Genomic DNA, 24,079 nt, shown 5'->3' with positions numbered 1-24,079 from the left:
ACAATATATTTGAAACCTATGGAAATAACAGCAGAAAATAAAAAATGGTTAACTGATTTGCAATTATCACATCCTCTGGTGATTGCAGGTCCTTGCAGTGCCGAAACCGAAGAACAAGTATTAAAAATTGCCCATCAATTGAAAGATACCGATGTGAATTATTTTCGGGCAGGAATCTGGAAACCTCGTACACGTCCAGGAATGTTTGAAGGTGTGGGAGCTTTGGGTTTGAAGTGGTTACAACGCGTAAAGGAAGAAACAGGAATGAAAGTTGCCACCGAAGTCGCCAACAAAGACCACGTAAAATTAGCGTTAGAACACGACATTGATATGCTTTGGATTGGAGCCCGTTCTACTGTAAGTCCGTTTATTATTCAGGAAATTGCCGACGAATTGGAAAATACCGATAAAATCGTTTTGGTAAAAAATCCTGTAAACCCTGATTTACCACTTTGGATTGGAGCTTTGGAGCGTCTGCAACGAGCGGGAATCAAAAATCTGGGCGTCATTCATCGTGGTTTTTCTACTTATGAAAAAACAAAATACCGAAATATTCCTGAATGGCAGTTAGTTATCGAACTTCAAAATAAATTTCCAGAATTACCGCTCATCTGCGACCCTTCACACATTACAGGCAAACGTAATATGATTTTTGACGTTTCACAAACCGCCCTTGACCTGAATTTTGACGGCTTAATGATTGAAACGCATATTTCGCCGGACCAAGCGTGGAGCGATGCTGCTCAGCAAGTTACCCCCGAAACTTTGGTTCAGATAATGAAAGATTTACGAATTCGTAAACAAACCACCTCGGAAGAAGATTACCAAAGTCAGCTAAGCGAATTGCGTTCAAAAATCGATGTTTTGGACGACCAACTTCTTGATTTACTAAAAAAGAGAATGACCGCTTCGGACAATATTGGGAAACTTAAAAAAGAGAAGAACGTTGCTGTACTTCAAAATTCACGTTGGTATGCCCTTTTAGGAAAAATGATTTTGGAAGGACAACAACGCGGACTCAGTGAAGAATTCATAACACATCTGTTCAAAGCTATCCATCAAGAATCTATCAACCGACAAGAGAGAATTATAAAAGGGTAAGTTATTTTCGTAATCTGACTCTATCATAAACAAACTGCTTGAAATATGTATTTTCAAGCAGTTTGTTTTTTTATAATACATTTTCTTCTAATTTCTATCTCTTTCCACCAGTCGTAATATATCTCCGAATATGCCTCGTGCTGTTACGGCGGCTCCAGCTCCAGCTCCTTGAATTACAATAGGGTGATTTCCGTATGATTCGGTATAAATCTCAAAAATAGAATCGGCTCCCTTTACCTGCCCCAACGCACTTTCTTTCGGAACGGAAACTAACTTCACTTCAAGACGAGAAGTTTGAGTTTGACTTAAATTTCCGTGCAGGTCACCCACATATCTCAAAACGTGATTAGGTTCTTGATTCTGTTTAACATTCTGAAATTCAACATCAAATTCATTCAACCGAGATAAAAAATCGGCTACACTTCCTTGACGTAAATGCTCAGGAATTAAATTTTGGATAGCTATTTCATCAAATTCATTCTCCAAATCCAGTTCACGTGCCAGAATAAGTAATTTTCGTCCAACATCATTTCCGCAAAGGTCTTCACGTGGGTCAGGCTCGGTATAGCCACTATCGATGGCGGTTTGAAGCACCTGACTGAAAGGTTGGTCGCTGTCCGAAAATGTATTGAACAGATAGCTAAGCGTTCCAGAAAATATCCCTTTAATACGTGTAATGTTTTCTCCTGAGAGGTGTAGTAATTTAATGGTGTCAATCAACGGAAGCCCTGCTCCAACATTGGTTTCATACAAGTATTGCTTTTGATTATCTTTAAGTACTTGTCTTAATTTCTGATAGAAATCATACGAAACCGTATTGGCTATTTTATTTGCTGAAACTAAGTCAAATCCATTCTCAATGAGCGGAATATAATTTTCTACAAATGTTTTACTTGCAGTTGCATCTACTGCAATCAAATTTTCAAGATGATGTTTTTTAACAAAATTGAAGATGTCTTCCAGTTGATATTGTTTACCGAGAGTTTCAAAATTTTGATATACATCAGAAGTAATTCCCTTCGGATTGAAAAGACATTTGCTCGAATTTGCTACCGCAACAATTCGCAAACTAATGTTCTTTCTTGACAATATAGACTCTTGAGCGTCAAATATTTGCTTCACAAGTGTTCCGCCTACGGTTCCTCTTCCGAAAATTACCAAATTCACTCGTTTTGAAATTGAAAAAATTTCGCCGTGGATAACATTTAAAGCCTTCTGTAACTGATGGTTATACACTACCACGCTCACATTATTTCCAGTGACGGCATTATTGATTAGGAGTGGGGTTATTTGATTGCGAATCAACGCATTGTAAGGCTTATGAAAAGTTGCCATATCTTGCCCCACGATAGAAATTACTCCCACATTTTTCACCACAGAAACTTCACTTACGTCTTTGGTATAAAAGTCGGACTCAAACTCTTCCTCCAAAGCTTTTTTAGCTTTTTCAGCATCTTGATTTGCTACCAAAAAACCAATTCCACGCTCCGACGAACCCTGAGAAATGATGCTCACACTGATATTGCGTTGTGCTAAAGCTCTGAAAATCCGAGCATCAACCCCAACCTGTCCCAGCAATCCTCTTCCTTCGAGAATTATCAACGCATTTCCTTCCAAAACCGATAACGAACGTATACCCTTTTCAGCAGTTTGCGAATGAATCAATGTTCCAGCATCATTGGCATTAAACGTGTTGAGAATACGAAGTGAAATATCTTTGGAAATCAACGGAATAATTGTTTTGGCGTGTAGAATCGTGGCACCAAAATTTGCCAATTCATTAGCTTCCTGATAGGATAAATGACGAATGATTTGAGCCTCCGAAACCCAATCAGGATTAGCCGTATATATCCCATTCACGTGTGTAAAGTTCTGTAATTCTTCCGCTTGGAGAAAATTCGCAAATAAAGCCGCTGAATAATTGCTTCCGTTACGTCCTAAAGTAGTGGTTTCGCCTTTTTCGGTTGCTGCGATAAATCCAGTGACTACCGCTACTACCCTCTTAGGAAGTTGCTCAAAAAAAGTTTGGGTTTTCTGCTGAGAAATTGCCTCCTTTACTTGGGCATTTCCAAAATGGTCATCGCTTACCAGAAGTTTTCTACTATCTAAAAAAACAGCGTTAATTCCTCTTTTTTCAAGAAGATAAGTAACCAATTTTGCCGAAATGATTTCGCCTTGAGCCACGATTTGGTCTTTGATTTTATCGCTGTAATCTCCTAAAAGTGACACCCCTTCAAAAAGTTTTTCAAGTAAGGCGAACTCCTCTGGAAAATCCAAATCATAGGCTTTTTGATAGGTTTTAAAATCTTCAAAAATAGGAAGATATGACTCTCCTGAGGTGGCTTTTTCCAATATCGCTAACAAATCATCTGTGGCATTTCCTCGTGCTGAAACTACCAAAGCGATATGTTCGCCTTTGTTTATTTTTTGTTCGACGATTTCAAGCACGGTTTCCAGCCCCTTGCCGTTAGCCAATGATTTTCCTCCAAATTTTAATATTTTCATTGTATTGATTCTTAAATTATAGTTCTTAAAATTTCATCTAACTGCTGATATTCAATCAAAAACGCATCGTGTCCGTGAATGGAATCGATTTCGTGATAGGTGGCTTTCTTACCCATTTTCTGTAAAACAGCGTAAGTCTGCCGATTTTCCTCAGGAACAAAGTACAAATCTGAATTTGTGCCAATGATGTGAATTTCTGTCTGAACGTCTTTCATTGCACTTTCAAAACTCGTTCTTCCTTCAGCAATATCAATTGTTTTTACCAGCTGATTCATAAGCTTATAGGCGGAAAATGTGAAACGTTTTTCCAATTTTTCGCCGTGATGCAAAAGCCAAGTTTCTACATTACGAAGCGGTAGTTTCTCAAGATTAAAACTGCGTTCAAACTTCATTTTGAAGGATTGAGGAGAACGATAACAAAGCATTGCGTGTAAACGAGCGTCGTGCAGTGGGTTGGCTGAATTTTGTAAAATAGACTCCTGAATGAGACTATTTGCAATAATCCAATCCGATGATTTCCAGTCGGTTGCTACTGCTATCAAATGACTGAACAAATTGGGGGCAAGGGCAATCATTTCCCAAGCGATACCTCCACCCACTGAATTCCCGACAAGAGCAAAAACTTGTTCAATATGCAACGCTTTAAGTCCCAGCAAAAAAAGCCGAGCCACATCACGTGCTATCCACTCTTTTGGATTTTCAATAAAAAATGAATTTTTATACCCGTTACCTGGAATATCAAAAACCAAAACACTATACTGCTCAGTATCAATAGGTCTCCCCTTGCCTACGGCTTCATTCCACCAACCATTTTCGCCCGTAACTTGCGAATTTCCTGTAAGTGCGTGATTGACTACTATTAGAGGGACATCTCCTAATTTTTTTCCAAAAACTTGATACTGCAAGTGAATTTTTGGATATTTTCCTCCCGAAAGCGTTTCAAAATTCGATATTTCTATGTAAGGAAGGCTTGACATTTTTTAATTTTTAGATTTCATACACTAATGGATACTTTTTCAACTGAATTTCTGGCAGTTACAAAACTTTCAAACAAAAAATCTATATTTTGACATCAGAAATACAACTGATAACCAACAACTAACACTAATTACTTGTGAAAGCAGCCTTTAAATCAGCTTTTAAATCTTCGATATCTTCCAAACCTACAGAAAGACGAATCAAATCAGGGGTTACTCCCGTTAATCGTTGTGATTCTTCGCTAAGTTGCTGATGTGTAGTACTTGCAGGATGAATTATCAGCGATTTGGTATCACCTAAATTCGCCAAAAGAGAAATGATTTTAACATTATCCACCGCTTTTTTCGCTCCTTCATACCCTGATTTCAATCCAAAAGTTAGCAAACCACTTTGTCCGTTAGGTAAATACTTGTCCGCTAAAGATTTATATGAACTATTTTCCAAACCTGGATAATTTACCCAAGCTACTTCGGGTTGCTGTGAAAGCCATTTTGCCAAAGCTAAAGTATTTTCGCTATGTCGTTTTATTCTGATTTCCAGCGTTTCCAAACCTTGAAGAATTTGAAAAGCGTTAAACGGGCTAAGTGCAGCTCCAAAATCGCGAAGCCCCTCAATTCTCACCTTAGCGATGAAAGCCAAGTTTCCTAAGGCTTCGTGCAAAACTAATCCGTGATAACCAGCTGAAGGTTCAGTGAATTCAGGAAATTTTCCGCTACTCCAATCAAAATTTCCACCATCAATGATAGCCCCTCCGAGTGCTGTTCCATTTCCAGCGATATACTTTGTTAATGAATGAATTACAATATTCGCTCCATATTTAATCGGATTAAGTAAAGCAGGAGATGCTACTGTATTATCAGCAATTAGCGGAATATTATGCTTTTGTGCTACTTTGGCAATAGCTTCAATATCAAGCACATCTAATTTTGGGTTGCCTAAAGTTTCGATAAAAATACATTTGGTATTTTCTTGAATCGCTTTTTCAAAATTTTGCGGATTTTGTGGGTCAACAAAAGTAGTTGTGATACCCAATCGTGGCAACGTAACATTCAACAAATTGTAGGTTCCTCCGTATAAACTATTGGACGAAACAATATGGTCACCTGCCCGTAATAGAGTCAAAAATGTGGTAGAAAGAGCCGCCGTTCCTGATGCGGTAACTACCGCCCCAACACCGCCTTCTAAGGCTGCCAAACGTTGTTCCAAAATATCGTTAGTAGGATTGTTCAATCGGGTGTAGATGTATCCGCTTTCCGAAAGGTTGAATCGGGCAGCAGCTTGATCACTATTTTCAAAAACATACGAAACGGTTTGATAAATCGGGATAGCTCTGTTTCCACCGTGTTGTTTAACATCATATCCTGCGTGTAGTGCCTGTGTAGCTGGTTTAAATTTACTCATAATTTCTTCTTTTTTTACAATTTATAATTAACTAAGATTTTTTTATTTCTTTGATACAAAAAAACCTCTACATAAGCAGAGGTTTTATTCAAGTTTTATATTTCACTTTACAAAACGAATAGCTCTGCCGAATTTTCTCCGCACATCATCATAGATATCATTTTAAAAGTATATTTTTTCATTACATCAGTTTTTAACGGTGCAAATATAAACACTTTTTTGCATCAAACAAAAAATAATTCTATATTTTTTACTTTTTAAAGTTATTTTTATTGCAAATAGAACATAATTAAAAAAATAACTATACGCCTGAACACACAGCTAAAAAATCAATTTGATAAACTTACATTAATTGTTTTGTAGTCTGAAGTTATAAAAAATATTCTGACACTTCATATCTTTTAAGTTTCGGCATATTTGTATCAAAAAATGTACATTCGTTGTACAGATTATATCCCACCAAGTATCTCAATTAATTTTTTAACTTATCTTTGCGCTCATATTTGTATTCTTATGGAAAAAAACTATCCAATGTTAGCTAAAACCTTTTTTGGTTTTGAAGACATTTTAGCTACTGAACTACTAAAATTAGGTGCTATAAATGTACAAAAAGGCGTAAGAAATGTTTCGTTTGAAGGAGATAAAGGCTTTATGTACAAGGCAAACCTTTGTTTACGAACTGCGTTAAAAATTCTAAAACCAATTCATAAATTTTTCGTTCGCAATGAAAAAGATTATTATCAAAAATTATATGATTTTCAGTGGGAAAAATATTTTGATGTAAAACAAACTTTTGCTATTTCTGTAACTCTGCAAACAGAACTTTTCAATCATTCACAATATGTAGCCTTACGTGCCAAAGATGCTATTGTGGATAGATTTCGAAACACAACAGGAAAACGCCCTAATGTGGATACACTACACCCTGATTTACAACTACATATTCACGTCCAAAAAAATGAGGTCATCGTCTCTTTAGATAGCTCTGGAGCTTCATTACATCACAGAGGATATCGGTCAGCCACCAACATTGCTCCTATCAACGAAGTGTTGGCAGCAGGTATTTTGTTATTGAGTGGTTGGAATGGTCAGTCGGACTTTCTCGACCCGATGTGTGGGAGTGGTACTTTTCTTATAGAAGCAGCAATGATTGCCTGTAACATTCCTGCAAATATTCATCGTAAAGAATTTGCTTTTGAAAAATGGAACGATTTCGATGCTGATTTGTTTGAAACAATTTTCGATAGCTGTTTGAAAAAAACTCGTGAATTTCATCATTCTATTGTGGGTTACGACAAAGCTCCATCGGCAGTGACTAAAGCTAAGGAAAATCTAAAAAACGCTAATCTTTCCGACTATATTGAAGTAAAACAAAAAAATTTCTTTGAAAGCGAGAAAGAAAACAAAAATTCTCCTTTGCATATGGTTTTCAATCCACCATATAATGAACGACTGCAAATTGATATTCCAAAATTTTACAAATCTGTCGGTAATACATTGAAAAACAATTATCCAAATACAGATGCTTGGTTTATCACTTCCAACTTGGAATCTTTAAAATATGTGGGACTTCGTCCTTCGAGGAAAATCAAATTATTCAATGGAAAATTAGAAAGCCGACTCCTAAACTACAAAATGTACGAAGGAAGCAAAAAAGGAAAATACAATCAGTAAAATAAAACGAACTTTCTGGAATCCTAAAGAATAATTTTTAGGATTCCTTTTTTTTAATTACTTTCGCAGGGTAAAGTTTTTAAAAATGAAGAAATTAATACCTCATTTCGTAGCCATTGGGCTATTTATTGTTATTTCGTTAGCTTTCTTTTATCCTGTTTTACAAGGAAAAGCCATCTTCCAAAGTGATATTGTACAATACACGGGAATGGCAAAGGAACGTAATGATTTTCGAGCTTCCGAGAAAGAAGAATCATACTGGACAAATAGTGCTTTCGGCGGAATGCCAACATATCAGCTTGGAGCAAATTATCCGTATGACTTTATCAAAAAAGTAGATAAATCCATTCGTTTTTTACCTCGTCCAGCTGATTATTTATTCCTTTATTTCATAGGATTTTACATTTTGTTATTAACTCTAAAAGTTGATATAAGAACTGCCTTTTTAGGTGCCGTTGCTTTTGGTTTTTCTACCTATCTAATTATTATTCTGGGTGTTGGGCATAACGCCAAAGCACACGCAGTTGGCTATTTTGCACCTATTTTAGCAGGTATTTTACTCGTTTTCAACAAAAAATATTTCTGGGGAGGGTTACTCACGGCTCTGGCTCTGGCTCTTGAAATTAACGCCAACCACTTCCAGATGACGTATTATCTGATGCTTTTAGTGCTTATTTTAGGCGGATTTATGCTACATAAATCAATAAAAAACAGAACTATTCCTCACTTTTTAAAATCATCAGGCGTACTCTTAGTCGCAGTAATTCTGAGCCTACTTTCCAATGCTACTTCTTTATTGGCTACACAAGAATATGCTCAATGGAGTACAAGAGGAAAATCTGAACTAACAATCACCCCTGATGGAAACCCTAAAGCAAATAGCGGATTATCAAAAGAATACATAACCGAATATAGCTACGGAATTGCAGAATCACTCAATTTAATTGTTCCGAGATTATTTGGAGGTTCTAACAATGAGGTTCTGGGAGAAAGTTCACACACCTATCAATTTTTAAGTAAACAAGGAGTACCTTCTTCACAAGCTCTTGATTTTGCCAATGCACTTCCTACCTATTGGGGTAGCCAACCCATAGTTGCTGCTCCTGCTTATATCGGAGCGGTTATTTTTTTCCTTTTTGTGTTGTCTTTATTTTTGGTAAAAGACCACAAAAAATGGTGGCTTTTGGGTGGAACTATTATGGCATTATTGCTTTCGTGGGGAAAAAATTTCGGTTTCTTAACCAATTTTATGATTGATTATTTTCCTTTATATGATAAATTCCGTGCGGTATCGTCCATTCAAGTAATTTTAGAATTATGTGTACCAATTTTGGCAATGCTCGGTTTGTATCAATTTTTAAAAAATACGGCTGAAGAAAATAAAAAGCCTCTACTTTATTCATTGTATATTTCTTTGGGAATTTTATTACTACTTTTTTTAGCAAAAGGATTTTTCGATTTTACAGCCACGACAGACGCTATTTATGAAAAATACTACGGAAAAGAAGTTATGGCAATGATTGTGGAAGACCGTCAAGCTATCTATACATCAGATATTTTAAGAACTCTCTTCTTCATTTTATTAACTGCATTAGCATTATTTTTATATCAAAATTCGAAAATACCAAAATGGGGAATGCAACTCACTTTGCTGCTTCTCATCATTCTGGATTTGGGAGGAGTCGCAAATCGATATGTGAATAGTTCCGATTTTGTTCAAGCTCGACAAATGCTTCAACCTTTCCAAGCCACACAAGCAGACACTCAAATACTTGAAGATGAAACTTATTACCGAGTCTACGAGCCCGAAGTAGGCATTAATGGAGCCAGAACTTCGTATTTTCATCATTCTATCGGAGGATATCACGCAGCCAAGCCGAAAAGATTGCAAGAACTTTTTGACTATCAGATTTCTAAAGGAAATATGGAAGTTCTTAATATGCTCAATGTAAAATATGTATTGCTTAAAGACGAAAAGGGACAAACACGTCCGATGCAAAATGAAGATGCTTTAGGAAATGCTTGGTTTGTCTCTAAGTTGAAAACTGTCAAAACTAATGACGAAATGATGGCAAATCTCACTAAATTTAATCCTAAAGAAGAGGCTATCATTTTGACTGATGACAACGTTGAATCTTCTTTCAAAACAAAACCTGAATTTGTAACTGATAGCACAGCCACAATTTCACTAAAGAGCTATCAGCCAAACAAATTGGTTTATGAAAGTGATAACAAAAACTCAGGATTTGCTGTTTTCTCGGAAATGCACTATCCTCACGGTTGGAAAGCAACTATTGACGGGAAAGAGAGCGAATACTATCGCGTAAATTACCTATTGCGTGGAATGCCTATTCCTGCCGGAAAACATATAATTGTTTTTGAATTTGAACCTGAAGTGGTTAAAACAGGAAGTAAAATTTCACTAATCGGAAATATTTTGCTCGTTTTACTACTTTTAGGAGGTCTTGTTTGGGAAATTAAAGCAAAAAAGGAAAATTTGAAATAAATCATTAAGAGTACACATTCTATTTACCCTCAGTATAAAAAATAAAGAGCGGATATTAAAAATATCCGCTCTTTATATCAAATATAAATTCCTAATTATTTCTTCTTTTTAAATATCAAATTTATTAAAAATAAGATAATAATAGCCCCGATAGCTCCTGTTAAGATAGAACCAATCCATCCCTCTCCGAGCGAAATGTTAAATACACCTCCTAGAAGCCAAGAACCTACACTACTTCCAAGAATACCAACGATGATATTCCCGATAAGTCCTAATCCACTACCCTTATAGATAGTACCTCCCAACCATCCTGCGATGGCTCCAATAACAAGTGTTGCAATAATGCCCATAAATTTTATTTTTTTTATTAATTTTTACAAATATAAAAAAAATGATTGAAATACACAAATTTTATTACAAAAAACAATTTAAAAACAGTAAAAAAAGTCAATTTTAGGCAACTACTTATCTTCCAATAAAAAATGATTTTAGAAACAAAGACACTGAAAATCAATATCTTTTGAATCTAAAATCATTCTTAAAATTATAAATTGCAGTTACAAAGCAAATTACATTTTTTTTAGCCCTTTCAACTGACTTTTATCAGTTACTTCAGTGATACTAATTGCATATCCTCCTGCTGGAACAGAAGTGAGATTTAACTTCGTTTTTGATGTAACAATTCCTTTACGGATGGTATACGCTTGTGGATTGGTTTTATAGTCTGCATTATGAGCATCACTATAGATAGTAGCAATATATTGTTTATTTGAATCCAAAAAGTCTAATTTTATTTTTGAATTAAAACGCTCATAACCTGCCACATTTCCAACAAACCAATTATTTGTACCTTTTGCTTTTCGGGCAACAGTGATGTATTTTCCTGGTTCAGCTTCTAAGTAAATACTTCTATCCCAATCCACTGCAACGTCTTTAATAAATTGGAAAGCATCTAAAAAACGTTCATAATTTTCAGGCAAATCTGCTGCCATTTGCAAAGGGCTGTACATTGTTACATACAAAGCCAATTGGTTACATAAAGTTGTATTTACGTGCGAATTATTTTCTGGATTTAATTTACTGATTTGCATTTCAAAAATACCAGGTGTATAATCCATAGGACCTCCCATCAATCGAGTAAAAGGCAAAATGGTAGTATGATTAGGCTTACTTCCTCCAAAGGCTTGAAATTCAGTACCACGAGCCGATTCTTGTGCTAATAGATTAGGATAGGTTCTGTGTAATCCTGTCATATGAACTGATTCGTGAGCATTGACCATAATTTTGTATTCAGCAGCTTTTTTAATGGCGTACAAATAGTGATTTACCATCCATTGCCCATAATGATGTTCTCCACGAGGAATAATATCACCTACATAACCACTTTTCACAGAATTATAACCATTATCTACCATAAATTGATAGGCTTTATCCAAATGACGTTCATAATTTCGGATAGAACTCGAAGTTTCGTGATGCATTTGTAGTCTCATATTTTTACTTCGAGCGTATTCATTTAACATTTTTACATCAAAATCAGGATAAGGAGTTACAAAATCAAACACATAATCTTTTGACTTTCCAAACCAATCTTCCCAACCTACGTTCCAACCTTCTACCAACAACTGGTCAAATCCGTGTTTTGAAGCAAAATCAATATATTTTTTTACATTCTCATTATTAGCTGCGTGTTTTCCATTAGGTTTTAATTTTGAAAAATCAGTAACTCCCAACTGCACACTTGGCACGTCGGCATATGCCCAAGAACTTTTTCCTGTAATCATCTCCCACCAAACTCCCATATATTTAACGGGCTTTATCCAAGAAGTGTCCTCAATTGCACAAGGTTCATTCAAATTCAAAATAAGTTTAGAAGCCAATATATTACGTGCATCATCACTTACCACAATTGTTCTCCAAGGCGATTGAGAAGGAGCTTGAATATACCCTTTATTTCCTTGTGCATCAGGTGTAAGCCAAGTTTGAAATACAAAATTAGAGTCATCTAAATCCAAATTCATAGCTGAATAATCAATCAACGCTGCTTCGTGAATATTAATGTACAATTTTCCTTGATTTGATTTCAGCATCAATGGAGTTTGCACACCTGTTTCGGAGAATACTTTTTGTGAAGCATTTGAAGTCACTGCAGTTTTATGCAAACCTCTGATTTCCGACAACTTAGAAGTAGTATAATCATACTCCTGCGTATCGTAATCACCTGCCAGCCAGAAAGCAGTTAGGTCTTCAGACATCGCAAATTGCGTTTTTTCTTCCTTAATAACAAAATAAATTAGATTTTTTTGCTCAGGAAATTCATACCGAAATCCCAATCCATCATTAAACAAACGAAAACGAATAATCAATTTCCTATCTATAACCTCCTGATTCAAAGAAACTTCTAATTCATTATAATGATTACGAATCTGTTTTTCTTCACCCCAAACAGGCACCCAAGTTTCATCAAAAGTAGAAGTATTGCTTGAAACCAACTTAAAGTTATCATACAATGAATTTTCGGCATTGTTATCATTTCTGTTGATTTCTGTACCGAACTCCATTTTATTCTCTCCCTTGAGTTCTAATCCCAAAAAACTTGGTTTAATAACTTCCTTCCCTTTGTAATTAAGAGAATATTGAGGCTTTCCTCCTTGAACGGAAAAATTCAGAAGCAAATTTCCGTCAGGAGATTTTAAAGATTGTTGTGCATTAATTGACATCGTTGTAATTAACGCCAAAATAATGGATAATTTTTTCATAAATACTATTTTTATATATTTCTCAAAAACAAAAATTGAATTAATTCCATCTCAGACTTTCCATAATTCGACGGACATCTTTTTCCAAATAATTACTGGCTGGTTGAATAGAATCATAATTGGGTATGACTTTAAAGTAAACCGAACCTGAAATAAAATTTGAAACACTATCCGTTACATAAAACTGAGCTTGGGAAGCCGCATTTCCGTAAACCTGATAAAACATTCCATAAACTCGAGTAGTATCGTTCACAAAAACATTCGAGGCTATATTATCCGCCTTGATTGTATGGTCGTATGTAAATTTTTGTGCATCACGCAACAAATTACGAATATTATTATTTACTTTCTTGTAAGACAAATAGATAGTAGCTTTCATTTTTGGATATTCTATATCTAAGTCACAAGATTTTCCTTTAGGCTTTATGTTTGAGAGTGAATTCACATCGAATGTAAAGGAGCAATCAGAATTACCAGAATACATTTTGTATTGAGCCTCTGGATACTCCAAGCGAAGAGCTGCTTTGGGTTTCGGAAAAGCCTCCCCACCACAGGAACTAAGAAACAAACCAATGAATATCAATAATATAAATAGAATATTTTTCATTTTCCAGAATAGAACAAAATTATTTATCTGTTTTACGAACTCGAATTTGTTTGATTCGTTTTTTATCAAAAGCTTCCACCGTAAAAACATAATTTTCAAAAGAAATAGGAATGTTTTTCTGTGGAAAATTCCCTGAAACTTCCAACAAAAATCCCGCCAAAGTTTCTGCTTCTCCACGTTTTTCTTCAAAAATAAATTCTTCTTCATCAGTTAGTTGAAGTATTCTATAAAAATCCTTCAAAGTGGTTTTCCCCTCAAAAACGAAAGTATTATTATCTATTTTTGAATACGTAACATCTTCATCATCAAATTCGTCATTAATATTTCCTACAATTTCTTCAATAATATCCTCCAAAGTGATAATACCACGAGTTCCTCCATATTCATCGACAACCACTGCCAAATGTATTTTCTTCTCCTGAAATTCACTCAACAAATCGTCTAATTTTTTATTTTCAGGAACAAAAAAAGCCTTTCTTTTCACACTATTCCAATCAAAATCAGCCTTTTCTAAATGCGGAAGTAAATCTTTAATGTAAACAATTCCAGTAATATTATCTAAACTTTCTTTGTATACAGGAATGCGAGAATAACCAATTTTTACAATTTCTGCGAGAACTTCTTGGTAAGAAATCTCCTCATTTAAAGCAAAAATATCTATGCGAGGCACCATTACTTCCCGAGTTTCAGTATTACCAAAGGAAACGATGCTTTCCAATATTTTTTTCTCTTCGTGTGTTGTATCATCAGAAGATGTAAGCTCCAGAGCTTGAGATAATTGACCTACAGAGAAATTTGTTGTTTTCTTTCCGAATCGTTTTTGAATTGAACTTGTGAAATTTTTCATAGGAATGCTTAATGGCGTCAAAATCACGTCCAACACATAAAGCGGATAAGCTACTTTTTTTGCAAACGAAATATTATTGCGATTAGCATATATTTTAGGCAAAATTTCTCCACAAAGCAAAATCATAAATGTAACAAGCCCTACATCTAAAATAGCTCTAATCAATTCGCTTTCAATACTTCCAAATATAAAGTCACCCAAATCCACAAAAAGAAGAACTATTGATATATTCACTAAATTATTAGCTATCAGAATAGTCGCTAATAATTTTTTAGGGTCAGAAAGCAATTTTGTGATGATTTTTCCTGAAGGAGAGTTGCTTTCCTTTTCATTATTCACTTCTGTTGGAGAAAGCGAAAAAAGAGCCACTTCCGAACCCGAAATTAAGGCAGAACAATACAGAAGTATCAGAAAAACAAGAAATTGCACGATAATCGAAAAATCAATAACGCCAAGTGACAATACGATTTGATTAAAGGGCATCAAAAAAGTGAAAAATAAATTAAGGGGAGGCTCTAAGTCCAAATTTATATAAATTAGTTAAACAATATTTAGCTTCATCAACAACTTTTGAAGCAAAAATTAAAAAATGTCATTTAAAAAGGCATTCCATTATCCTCTTTGCTAAAATTACCTTCAGAAGGAGAAGACGGAGAATTTTGATTTTCCCTTCGATTGGGTAATAAATTTATATCGGTTACATAAACCTCAGTAGTATAACGCATTGAACCGTCTTCTGCTTGCCACTGGCGAGTTTTTAATCTACCTTCAACATAAATTAAATCTCCTTTTGTTGTGTATTTTTCGATAACCTCAGCCAGTTTGTTTCGCACAACAATCGTGTGCCAATCCGTTTCAACAACCTTTTCATTAGTAACCTTATTCACATATTCCTCATTGGTAGCCAGGGGGAAACGCCCAATGCAGTTTCCGCCTTCAAAATAGGTTAGTTTGATATTATCTCCCAAACGACCAATGAGCATTACTTTATTTAGCGTTCCATTCATAACAAGCAGTTCTTTAATTTTTTCCAAAAATAGAATTTATTTTTCTAAAACCAAAATTCTTTAATGAAATTTGCAGTTAATACAGACACAGGATAAGATGTTACATCCTTAATATCAATACGATAATTTAAAATTTCTTCAGTTTGAACTATCCAAAATTGAGTATATATATGTTGGTGCGATAATTTATGAACAATGAGTTTTTCACTCAAAACACAAACATCTGAAAAAGAAATAGATAAATCACTTAATTTCTCAATTAATTCTTCTTTAGATATTTCGGTATTACTTTCAATAAGAGGAAATTCATAAAGTCCTTGCCAGATATCTCTTTCAACTCTTTTGATTAACGACGTAAACCCTTTATTATCAATAAAAACCAAATAGTTGAAATACCTTTTTTTAATTTTTATCTTTCCAGCTTTTTTAGGCAGTTCACTAACTTTTTTCAGAGAATTTGCTAAACATTTATCTAAAAATATACAAGATTGACAATCAGGAGATTGAGGTTTACATTGAATTGCACCAAAATCCATTAATGCCTGATTGTATGTACCTGCATCTTCTTTGTCTAATAGATTGTTTGCCAAATCTTTAAAGTAAGTAATTCCTTCAGAAGTATTTATCGGAATTTCAATATTGAACACACGAGCCAAAACGCGATATACATTTCCATCTACAACTGCACAAGGTTCTGAATAACAGATAGAAGCAATCGCACTTGCCGTGTAATCTCCAATGCCTTTTAGTTTGATTAATTCTTTATATGATTTTGGGAAAACTCCATCAAATTCAAATGCAATTTTTTTAGCTGTATGATGCAAATTTTTGGCTCGGGAATAATAGCCCAAACCTTGCCATAATTTCATAACTTGCTCTTCATCAGCTTTTGCTAAATCAAAAATGGTAGGAAAATTTTGAATGAACCGCTCATAGTAAGGAAGCCCTTGAACTACACGAGTTTGTTGCAAGATAATTTCAGACAGCCAAATTTTGTAAGGTTCTTTTGTCTTACGCCAAGGCAAATCTCTTCGTTGGTTTTTATACCATTCAACAAGCTGATTTTTAAAAAATTGGTTATCCAAAATAATTATTAGAATACAACGTAATTAAACACAAAAATAAAAGCCAAAATTAAAAAACTTCGGCTCTTTAGATTTTTTCCAGATTTTTGAAACTATTACTCTTCTTTCTTTTCTATAGCAGTAGAATCATTCTTATTCTCCTCCTTTGAGGCATTTTTAAACTCTTTGATACCACTTCCCAAGCCTTTCATCAATTCAGGAATTTTCTTTCCTCCAAAAAGTATCAGAAGTGCAACGATAATGAGAATAATTTCAGGAGCTCCTAATTTACTAATAAACAGAGATATATTCAATAAAGTCATAATATTCAATTTTTATACCCTTTTGAAAGGCAAATATATAAATTTTATTTCTTAAAAAGTATAGATTAATCGTTTTAAATTAAGAAATCAACACAAAAACCTGATTTACAGAAAGATAAAAAAACCTATTTTACAAAATTCATTGATATTACAAATGTTTTGCCATCAGCATTTACCGTTTGTTCCCAAATCATTGTTTTTTCGGAAAGATGGGCTAAACGTAAGGTAATTCCTTTATTTATTTCAGATTGATAATTTTCGTTTGTTGGTTTTAGCATAAAATCATAATACCCTGAAGATTCTACTTTTCGTTGAATAACAAACACAAAATTTCGCTCTCCCGTTGAACAATCTTCCTTAACAATATTATATACACCACGATTATTACTCGGAGTAAACTCCCAAGTGCTTCCCTCAAAACATTCCTTAGAAGTATCGTTCAACAATGTAATTTCAAACTCACCTCTCTGATTATGAGTAACAGACTCCAATATCCAATTTCCATCAATTATCTTACTTGTCACCTTAGTTTTATCTTGCTTTGGATTTGAAACAACCGAAAAACCAGCACAAGAAGCTAATAGTGAAACAAATACAAAAAATATAACTTTTCTCATCTTAAATTTCAAAAAAGTATGTCAATTGCAAATCTACAAATATAGTTTCAAGAAAAATCTTAATTAACTAAATATTAACAGAACTACTTACCTTAAAATTGAAAATATATGAAAGGTTGTGCCCCGCTGGAAGCTGTTGCATAAACAATCCAAAAAACGAATGCCACAACTAAAGCCTTTATCAAAAGAGGCAATTTACCAAAGAAGTTTTTCAATCTTTCATTCAGACTTTGAGGGAAGAAATGCCATACAAAACCAATTAACAAAAGTAAAAATACATTCCTGTAACCTTCTGCAATTACCAACCATTGCTGCCATTCAAAAGAAAGATTACCTATGTTATTAATCACATCCATAGCTATTCCAAAGTCTTTTGAACGGAAAAATATCCAGCAAAAAGCTACGAAATGGAAAGTCACGAAAGTAAAAAGAATCTTCGAAAACCAACTAAAACCTTTTTTATCATTTGAATTCTTGTTTGGAAAAAACTCAGCGAACGTTTTGTGTATTGCCAAAGCCAATCCGTGCAAAGCTCCCCAAACGATAAAACGTAAACTTGCTCCGTGCCACAATCCTCCAAGCAACATTGTGGTCATCTGATTAAAGTTAGAGTACATTGTTTTTTTCTTATTTTTGGAAATCAGTAAAGTAAGAAGAAAAACAAGAAAGCTCCCACCAGCAATAACTAGCGGAATTTTACTATGCTCAAGTTGCGAAAATCCCCATATCAACGTAGAGGCAAAAAACAAAATAGGGAAAAAGTATCCCCAAAAAGTACCTTTTCTATTTCCTCCTACTGAAATATACAAATAATCCTTCAACCAAGTGGAGAGCGAAATATGCCATCTACGCCAAAATTCTGTAATATTCTGCGATTGATAAGGTGTTCGGAAATTGGTAGGCAAAGTAAACCCCATAAGTAAAGCCAAACCTATAGCCATATCGGAATATCCTGAAAAATCGCAGTAAATCTGTAAGGAATATCCATAAACAGCCATCAAGTTTTCGAACGAAGTATAGTTATTTGGAGATTCAAAAACTCTATCAACAAAATTTAACGAGATATAATCCGAAATCACAGCTTTTTTGAGCAATCCTCCAATTATGAGAAACAACGCCAAAGAAGTTTCTTGTTTTGTAAGTTCTATCTTTCTGTAAATCTGAGGAATAAAATCTTTGGCACGTACAATTGGTCCAGCGACAAGTTGAGGAAAAAAACAAACGAAGAAAGTAAAATCTAAAAAGGATTTTGCTGGTTCAATTTCCCTTCGATAAACATCAATTGTATAACTCATCGTTTGAAAAGTATAAAACGAAATCCCTATAGGCAAAATAATATCTTGGAAAGCTAAACTACCCTCAAACAGATTATTAAAACTATCTATCAGGAAGTTAGTGTACTTAAAATATCCTAACAACCCAAGATTGACTACCATACTGATTATCAGGAACAATTTCCGCTTTTGGTTATTTTCACTTTTGTAGATTTGTCCTGCGAAAAAATAGTCCAAAACTGAAGAAATCAACAGAAGAATAAAATAATTTCCTCCTGCTTTGTAATAGAAAAATAATGAAAATAAAATAACATAAGTCGTGCGAAAATGCGAGTGCTTCTTGGTAATAATGTAAACCAGATAAAATATCAAAAACATTCCCAAAAACAAACCACTATTGAAAAGTAATGGATTATTTGGGTCATAAATGAACCAACTTTTAACCTGTTCTGAAGTGAAATTCAAATGTTCAAAAAACCAATTTTGTAGATTTGTTATATTCAATGTTTTTAGTTTCTTTTATCTTTAGTTTGCAATTTTTGATTTTTCGTAATTACTCATCAGTGATTGAAAAAACAATGCACCTTGCTCTTCATAGCCATTTTTTGTGTAGTGAATTCTATCTTTGGCAATCAAATTGAGATTTATTAATCGTTCCATCGAATTTTGCCCTCCAATAGCTTTATACAAATCAAAAACAGCATAATTTCTTGATACAGAATTATTTATCAAGACATCTGTATATTCAATTAACAGAGGATTCGGATTTTGTTTTTTCAGAAGTGATGGCGGAGGTGACGTTAAAATCATTGGGGTTTGCCCATAATTGGTACGAATTAAATTCATAAAACGTTCTGTTTGAGCATAAAACTCCGAAGCAGATAATTTCCCAAAACTCTCATTGGTTCCCAAAGAAATAACGATTAAATCTGGTTCTAGAGCTTTTAGCTGTTCAAAAAACAATTGAGACTTATTATAGTCCGAGATGTGGGCTCCGTTCACACCAATATTGTGATAAATTACTCCACACTGGTCATTTTCCAATATAATTCCACTGAGGGTAAAATTATTACCCTTAGGATTAGGAGTTAAATAAATTTTATCTGAAACGTCTAAATTTTCGTACATATAATAGCTAAACAATTGAGGAGAAGTATTAGCTAAAATATTGAAGTTTGACAAATCAACAGGCTTCGATTCCATTTGAGAAGTTGGAATTTTCAAAATTTGACCAACTTTTATTTTATTGTTTTTCAATTTGTTATTGGACTGAATTTTTGCCACTGTCGTTTTATATTTTCTGGATATGGCATAAAGAGTTTCTCCCTTCTTAACTTTGTGAGAAATCGTTTTGGGTTGAGTTGGTTTGAGTGACACCTCACCTTTATTGGTTGCCAATTCAAACATTTGTTGATTTGAAGGAGTAATGATTTTCAGCGTATTAAAGCTGTACTCTTTGTTTTTCAGCTCCAGTTCAATCAAAAAGTTATTTTTCTGTGTCGTGAAAGAATATCCTGAAAGACCTACGTCACCATTTTTTTTAATTTCCGTTATTTTTTTATTGTCCCAAGATATGTTTGATGAAAAACGAACATTACGCCCTCCATTAGTACGCATCAAGGAATAAGGGAAAACAAAACCCAATCCTGCATTTCCAAATTGTTGCTGAAATCTTTGTCGTATAAGATTGGTCATTGCATCTGCCTGAATATGAGAATCTCCAATATGTACGATATTCAGTTTACGGTCATTAAATGTTTCTAAAGCAGCAAGTTTTTCAAAGAATGGTTTTAGTACTTCAAAATTGTATAAATTCTGATTTTCGGAAGGAGAATGAAGTGTATCTTCCTTCATAAAACTCTCATCGAGCAATGCCAACTGACGATAAGACATATCCATTTGAATGGCATTATCCACAACAGAATTAATTTCAGTCGATGCCTCTGTTTCTATATAAAAAACTTTATAAAAAACTCTGAAATACAGAGATATAGTTACAATTAGTAAAACTATTGAGCCAATTATTTTTATACCTTTTATATCTATATTCATCTTTGTATCTTTGATTGAAAAAACAATTCTTAATCCAAAAGAATTGTTCCATAGCAATTTCTATTCTACTTTTTCAACTTCTTTTTCTTTTGGAATGAAAATGCTATCTGTTTTTATCTCAATTGTATCTTTTGATATAGTTAAATCTTCTTTAATTTCTGTGGTATCAATTTCCTTTTCTTCAATAACCTCTTCAATTGTGTTTGTACTGATATTTCTTGAGGTCTTGGTCTCCTTAAATTGCTGATATTTCTTCATCAATTCATCATAAATCAGTTGAGCCACCTTTTTGGAACCTCGTGCGTTGAAGTGAGTATAGTCCTTCGTTGCCAATGATGGCTCTGCTTCAACCCATTTTACCATTGAGCCTTCTCCTCCCATAAGCTCGTATAAGTTGATAAATCCTGATTGTGTTTCTTCAGCATATTTCTGCTGTGCTTCAACCAATGGAACAACTGCCAAGTCAGTTTTCATTTCCATTTCATATTTAGTTGATTTATCGGCAGAAGAAACAATTAATACAGAAGCCTTAGGAAAACAAGTCTTAATTTGATTAACCACTTTTGTCATTCCTTTTACATACCAAGAATAGTCTAACTTACCATAATTCAACACATTAGCTCCAAAATGAAGTACTATTAAGTCATAGTTACCTAAGTATTTTTCAAACTCTTGCATCAAGGAAGCATTCAGGAGCGATAGTGGTAATCCTGAATTTCCTCTACTGGAAAAATTATCAATATGAATTCCTTTTTTGTTATCCGAATTAATTCCATAAAAAGGAATGGAATCTGCCCCCATAAACCTTATTTTCAACCCCTTAACATCGTTATTTGAAAGGCTTAAGGCATTAAGTTTTTTATCCGTAGTAAGAGGTTTAACCACTTTAGTCGTATCACCAGTATACGAAATTTCAACGGAAGCATTTTTATTTTTTGAATTTCCATAGAACAATACAGGTGAATAAATTTCTGTAATATGTTTTTGTCCCGAAGCTTTGTATTCAAGCCAAGAAACTCCTGTTGAATCTTTTACGAACGAAACTCTTCCACTTACCCCAAAGGGACTTTTGGGATTTTTCACATTCACAAAAGATTGAGTTTTCCAATTATTAGAATACGAATGTCTAACACTTGCTCTTGTAGCCGCTGATTCTGAAGTAATTGACAAAAAACCGACTCCTAAGCCTCCATAAACATCTTGGAAAAGTTGTCGCAAATCTTGTACAATAAAATCTCCATCAGTCATAGAATCTCCAAAATAGCCAATACGCACACTTCCCTTTCCTGAGGTCTCAAGTTCCTGAAGTTTTTTGAAAAATGCACCAAGAAAATTACTATCTTCCACAACAACAAGAGTATCCAACACAGGTTCTTCTATTTTTTCAACAACCTCAGAATCAGATATTGCTTCCAACATTAAGCTATCTACAATCACATTTTCTGTGAGATTTGAAGTTTCAGGAAAAATTCGTTTGGGTAATATTTCTTTAAACCCTATGAAAAACATAGCGGCGAATAAAATTATCAAAAAGGCTTGTATGAAGTAGGATTTGTTCACCTAATATTCAAAATTATTTTTGGGGTGCAAAAGTAATCATTTCTATGAAATGTACAATAAAATTTGTATTCAGCTTTTAGCTCTCTTATTTCTTTAAACATCTTTATTTTCGGAGTTTTATGAAAATAACTCACTAAAATTCATTCTTCATAAAACATTAAAAATAAACCCATTACACCAAAATACTTTTTTTAACACAAAAAATAGGCTCCAATTTATTCCGAGCTAAAAAAAATACTATATCTTTGCCGAATATTCTTTTTCAGATAAAATTAGTATGGGAATGATAATCAACTACACTATTATCACAATTTATTGTTTAGCACTACTTCTCATTTTTTTGTACAGCCTTTCGATGTTGAACTTGCTTTATAACTATCTAAAACACAGAAAGAAAAACAGTGAAGCACCAAAGTTCAACTTGCTCGACCCCAAAGAAATCCCTTACGTTACTATTCAATTACCTCTCTACAACGAGAAATATGTAGTTAAACGTTTACTGGAGAATATTGCAAAATTGGAGTATCCAAAGAATAAATTGGAAATTCAAGTTTTAGATGACTCTACAGATGAATCTATTACCGAAACTGCCGAAATTATTCAGAATTTACAAAAAACAGGTTTAGACATACAACATATTCGCAGGGAAGATCGTAAAGGCTTCAAAGCAGGAGCTTTGAAGGAAGGAACTGCCATTGCAAAAGGAGATTTCATAGCCATTTTTGATGCGGATTTTATGCCACAACCCGATTGGTTGAAAAAAACAGTGATATACTTTAAAGATCCTGAAATTGGTGTTGTTCAAACTCGTTGGGGACATTTGAATCGTGATTATTCCATTCTAACAAAAATACAAGCTCTTGCTTTAGATGTTCACTTCACATTGGAACAAGTTGGAAGAAGCTCAAAGGGGCATTTCATTAATTTTAACGGAACTGCAGGTATTTGGCGTAAGGAATGTATTTACGACGCAGGAAATTGGGAGGGCGATACCTTAACAGAAGATCTGGATTTGAGTTATCGAGCTCAGCTTAAAAACTGGAAATTCAAATACTTAGAAGATGTAGAAACTCCAGCAGAACTTCCCGTAGTGATTTCGGCTGCACGTTCACAACAATTCCGCTGGAACAAAGGTGGAGCTGAAAACTTCAGAAAATCGGTATCGAGAGTGCTTTCAGCCAAAAACATAGGTTTGAAAACGAAATTTCACGGCGTGATGCATCTTCTTAATAGCTCAATGTTTTTATGGGTTTTCGTTGTTTCCATATTAAGTATCCCGATGCTTTATATCAAAAATACGTATGGACATTTAGGTTGGGTTTTTGAAGTAACAAGCTTCTTTGTAATAAGCACCATCATCCTATTTATCTGTTACTGGGTAACTTACAAAAATTTACAAGGCAAAACATTCGATGATTTTCTTGATTACGTAAAACTATTTTTCACTTTCTTTTCAGTGGCTTTAGGTTTTTCTTTCCACAATACGATTGCTGTTTTAGAAGGACACACAGGTAAGAAAAGTGAATTCGTTCGTACTCCAAAATTCAATATCAGCACATTATCAGACAGTTGGAAAAATAATAAATACATCAACACAAAACTTTCTCCAAATATGATTTTTGAATTTATGTTGATGGTTTATTTCATCTTTGGATTATATAGTGCTGTAAGGCTCAATGATTTTGGAATGTTTCCTTTCCATTGTATGCTAACTTTGGGATTTGGTTTTGTGTTTTTCAAATCCTTAACTTCAAAAGCGTAGTTTGATTAATTATTATTTGTATCATATCTTATTTTAAGATTT

At 34.0% G+C, this 24,079-nt stretch carries 18 protein-coding genes; 4 read left to right on the top strand and 14 right to left on the bottom strand.

Going from position 1 to position 24,079, the window contains the following annotated elements; translation table 11 throughout:
- The first annotated feature begins 18 nt into the window (after positions 1-18).
- The gene (locus tag CGC48_RS08630) at positions 19-1,101 is read left to right on the top strand and encodes a bifunctional 3-deoxy-7-phosphoheptulonate synthase/chorismate mutase type II (protein ID WP_098029255.1); all 1,083 of its coding nucleotides are present in this window, start codon (positions 19-21) and stop codon (positions 1,099-1,101) included.
- 87 nt (positions 1,102-1,188) lie between these two features.
- On the opposite strand, the gene thrA is transcribed toward CGC48_RS08630, so the two are convergent.
- From thrA to CGC48_RS08615, 3 genes are all read right to left on the bottom strand, one after another.
- Positions 1,189-3,606 (bottom strand): bifunctional aspartate kinase/homoserine dehydrogenase I, encoded by a 2,418-nt coding sequence (gene thrA / locus CGC48_RS08625; protein WP_098029254.1) that lies wholly within the window; start codon positions 3,604-3,606, stop codon positions 1,189-1,191.
- Between the two features lie 11 nt (positions 3,607-3,617).
- The gene (locus CGC48_RS08620; protein ID WP_098029253.1) at positions 3,618-4,583 is read right to left on the bottom strand and encodes an alpha/beta fold hydrolase; all 966 of its coding nucleotides are present in this window, start codon (positions 4,581-4,583) and stop codon (positions 3,618-3,620) included.
- A 127-nt stretch (positions 4,584-4,710) separates the two neighbouring features.
- On the bottom strand, positions 4,711-5,985 hold the full coding sequence (locus tag CGC48_RS08615) for an O-acetylhomoserine aminocarboxypropyltransferase/cysteine synthase family protein (protein ID WP_098029252.1): 1,275 nt from the start codon (positions 5,983-5,985) through the stop codon (positions 4,711-4,713).
- A gap of 513 nt (positions 5,986-6,498) precedes the next feature.
- On the opposite strand from CGC48_RS08615, the gene CGC48_RS08610 reads away from it, so the two are divergent.
- Together CGC48_RS08610 and CGC48_RS08605 are read left to right on the top strand one after the other, a co-directional pair.
- Positions 6,499-7,659, top strand: coding sequence for a THUMP domain-containing class I SAM-dependent RNA methyltransferase (locus CGC48_RS08610; RefSeq protein ID WP_098029251.1), 1,161 nt, complete (start codon positions 6,499-6,501; stop codon positions 7,657-7,659).
- Between the two features lie 85 nt (positions 7,660-7,744).
- A complete protein-coding gene (locus CGC48_RS08605; RefSeq protein WP_098029250.1) occupies positions 7,745-10,165 on the top strand; it encodes a YfhO family protein in 2,421 nt (806 codons plus the stop codon).
- A gap of 95 nt (positions 10,166-10,260) precedes the next feature.
- Here the strand turns inward: CGC48_RS08605 and CGC48_RS08600 are convergent, their stop codons facing one another.
- The 11 genes from CGC48_RS08600 to CGC48_RS08550 form a co-directional block, all read right to left on the bottom strand.
- Positions 10,261-10,515, bottom strand: coding sequence for a GlsB/YeaQ/YmgE family stress response membrane protein (locus CGC48_RS08600; protein ID WP_098029249.1), 255 nt, complete (start codon positions 10,513-10,515; stop codon positions 10,261-10,263).
- 219 nt (positions 10,516-10,734) lie between these two features.
- Entirely contained in the window at positions 10,735-12,924 is a 2,190-nt protein-coding gene (locus tag CGC48_RS08595; protein ID WP_098029248.1) for a glycoside hydrolase family 97 protein, read from the bottom strand.
- A 40-nt stretch (positions 12,925-12,964) separates the two neighbouring features.
- Positions 12,965-13,531 (bottom strand): gliding motility lipoprotein GldD, encoded by a 567-nt coding sequence (gene gldD, locus CGC48_RS08590; RefSeq protein ID WP_098029811.1) that lies wholly within the window; start codon positions 13,529-13,531, stop codon positions 12,965-12,967.
- Positions 13,532-13,550: 19 nt separating this feature from the next.
- A complete protein-coding gene (locus CGC48_RS08585) occupies positions 13,551-14,861 on the bottom strand; it encodes a gliding motility-associated protein GldE (protein ID WP_098029247.1) in 1,311 nt (436 codons plus the stop codon).
- Positions 14,862-14,974: 113 nt separating this feature from the next.
- The gene (locus CGC48_RS08580; protein ID WP_098029810.1) at positions 14,975-15,385 is read right to left on the bottom strand and encodes a single-stranded DNA-binding protein; all 411 of its coding nucleotides are present in this window, start codon (positions 15,383-15,385) and stop codon (positions 14,975-14,977) included.
- 44 nt (positions 15,386-15,429) lie between these two features.
- On the bottom strand, positions 15,430-16,470 hold the full coding sequence (gene mutY / locus CGC48_RS08575; protein WP_098029246.1) for an A/G-specific adenine glycosylase: 1,041 nt from the start codon (positions 16,468-16,470) through the stop codon (positions 15,430-15,432).
- Between the two features lie 95 nt (positions 16,471-16,565).
- The gene (locus CGC48_RS08570; RefSeq protein WP_018279166.1) at positions 16,566-16,772 is read right to left on the bottom strand and encodes a Sec-independent protein translocase subunit TatA/TatB; all 207 of its coding nucleotides are present in this window, start codon (positions 16,770-16,772) and stop codon (positions 16,566-16,568) included.
- Positions 16,773-16,897: 125 nt separating this feature from the next.
- Positions 16,898-17,389: a lipocalin family protein gene (locus CGC48_RS08565; protein ID WP_098029245.1), complete on the bottom strand. Its 492-nt coding sequence runs from the start codon at positions 17,387-17,389 to the stop codon at positions 16,898-16,900.
- Between the two features lie 92 nt (positions 17,390-17,481).
- Positions 17,482-19,167 (bottom strand): MBOAT family O-acyltransferase, encoded by a 1,686-nt coding sequence (locus CGC48_RS08560; protein WP_098029244.1) that lies wholly within the window; start codon positions 19,165-19,167, stop codon positions 17,482-17,484.
- A gap of 21 nt (positions 19,168-19,188) precedes the next feature.
- Positions 19,189-20,715, bottom strand: a complete 1,527-nt coding sequence (locus CGC48_RS08555) for a LysM peptidoglycan-binding domain-containing protein (RefSeq protein WP_098029243.1) — start codon at positions 20,713-20,715, stop codon at positions 19,189-19,191.
- 60 nt (positions 20,716-20,775) lie between these two features.
- Positions 20,776-22,224: an SGNH/GDSL hydrolase family protein gene (locus tag CGC48_RS08550; protein WP_098029242.1), complete on the bottom strand. Its 1,449-nt coding sequence runs from the start codon at positions 22,222-22,224 to the stop codon at positions 20,776-20,778.
- Positions 22,225-22,552: 328 nt separating this feature from the next.
- Here CGC48_RS08550 and CGC48_RS08545 point away from each other — a divergent pair, with 328 nt between their 5' ends.
- A complete protein-coding gene (locus CGC48_RS08545) occupies positions 22,553-24,037 on the top strand; it encodes a cellulose synthase family protein (protein WP_098029241.1) in 1,485 nt (494 codons plus the stop codon).
- Positions 24,038-24,079: the final 42 nt, after the last annotated feature.

This window comes from Capnocytophaga cynodegmi (assembly GCF_002302475.1).
Classification (GTDB): Bacteria; Bacteroidota; Bacteroidia; order Flavobacteriales; family Flavobacteriaceae; genus Capnocytophaga; species Capnocytophaga cynodegmi.
This window is presented reverse-complemented; position numbering and strand designations above follow the sequence as displayed.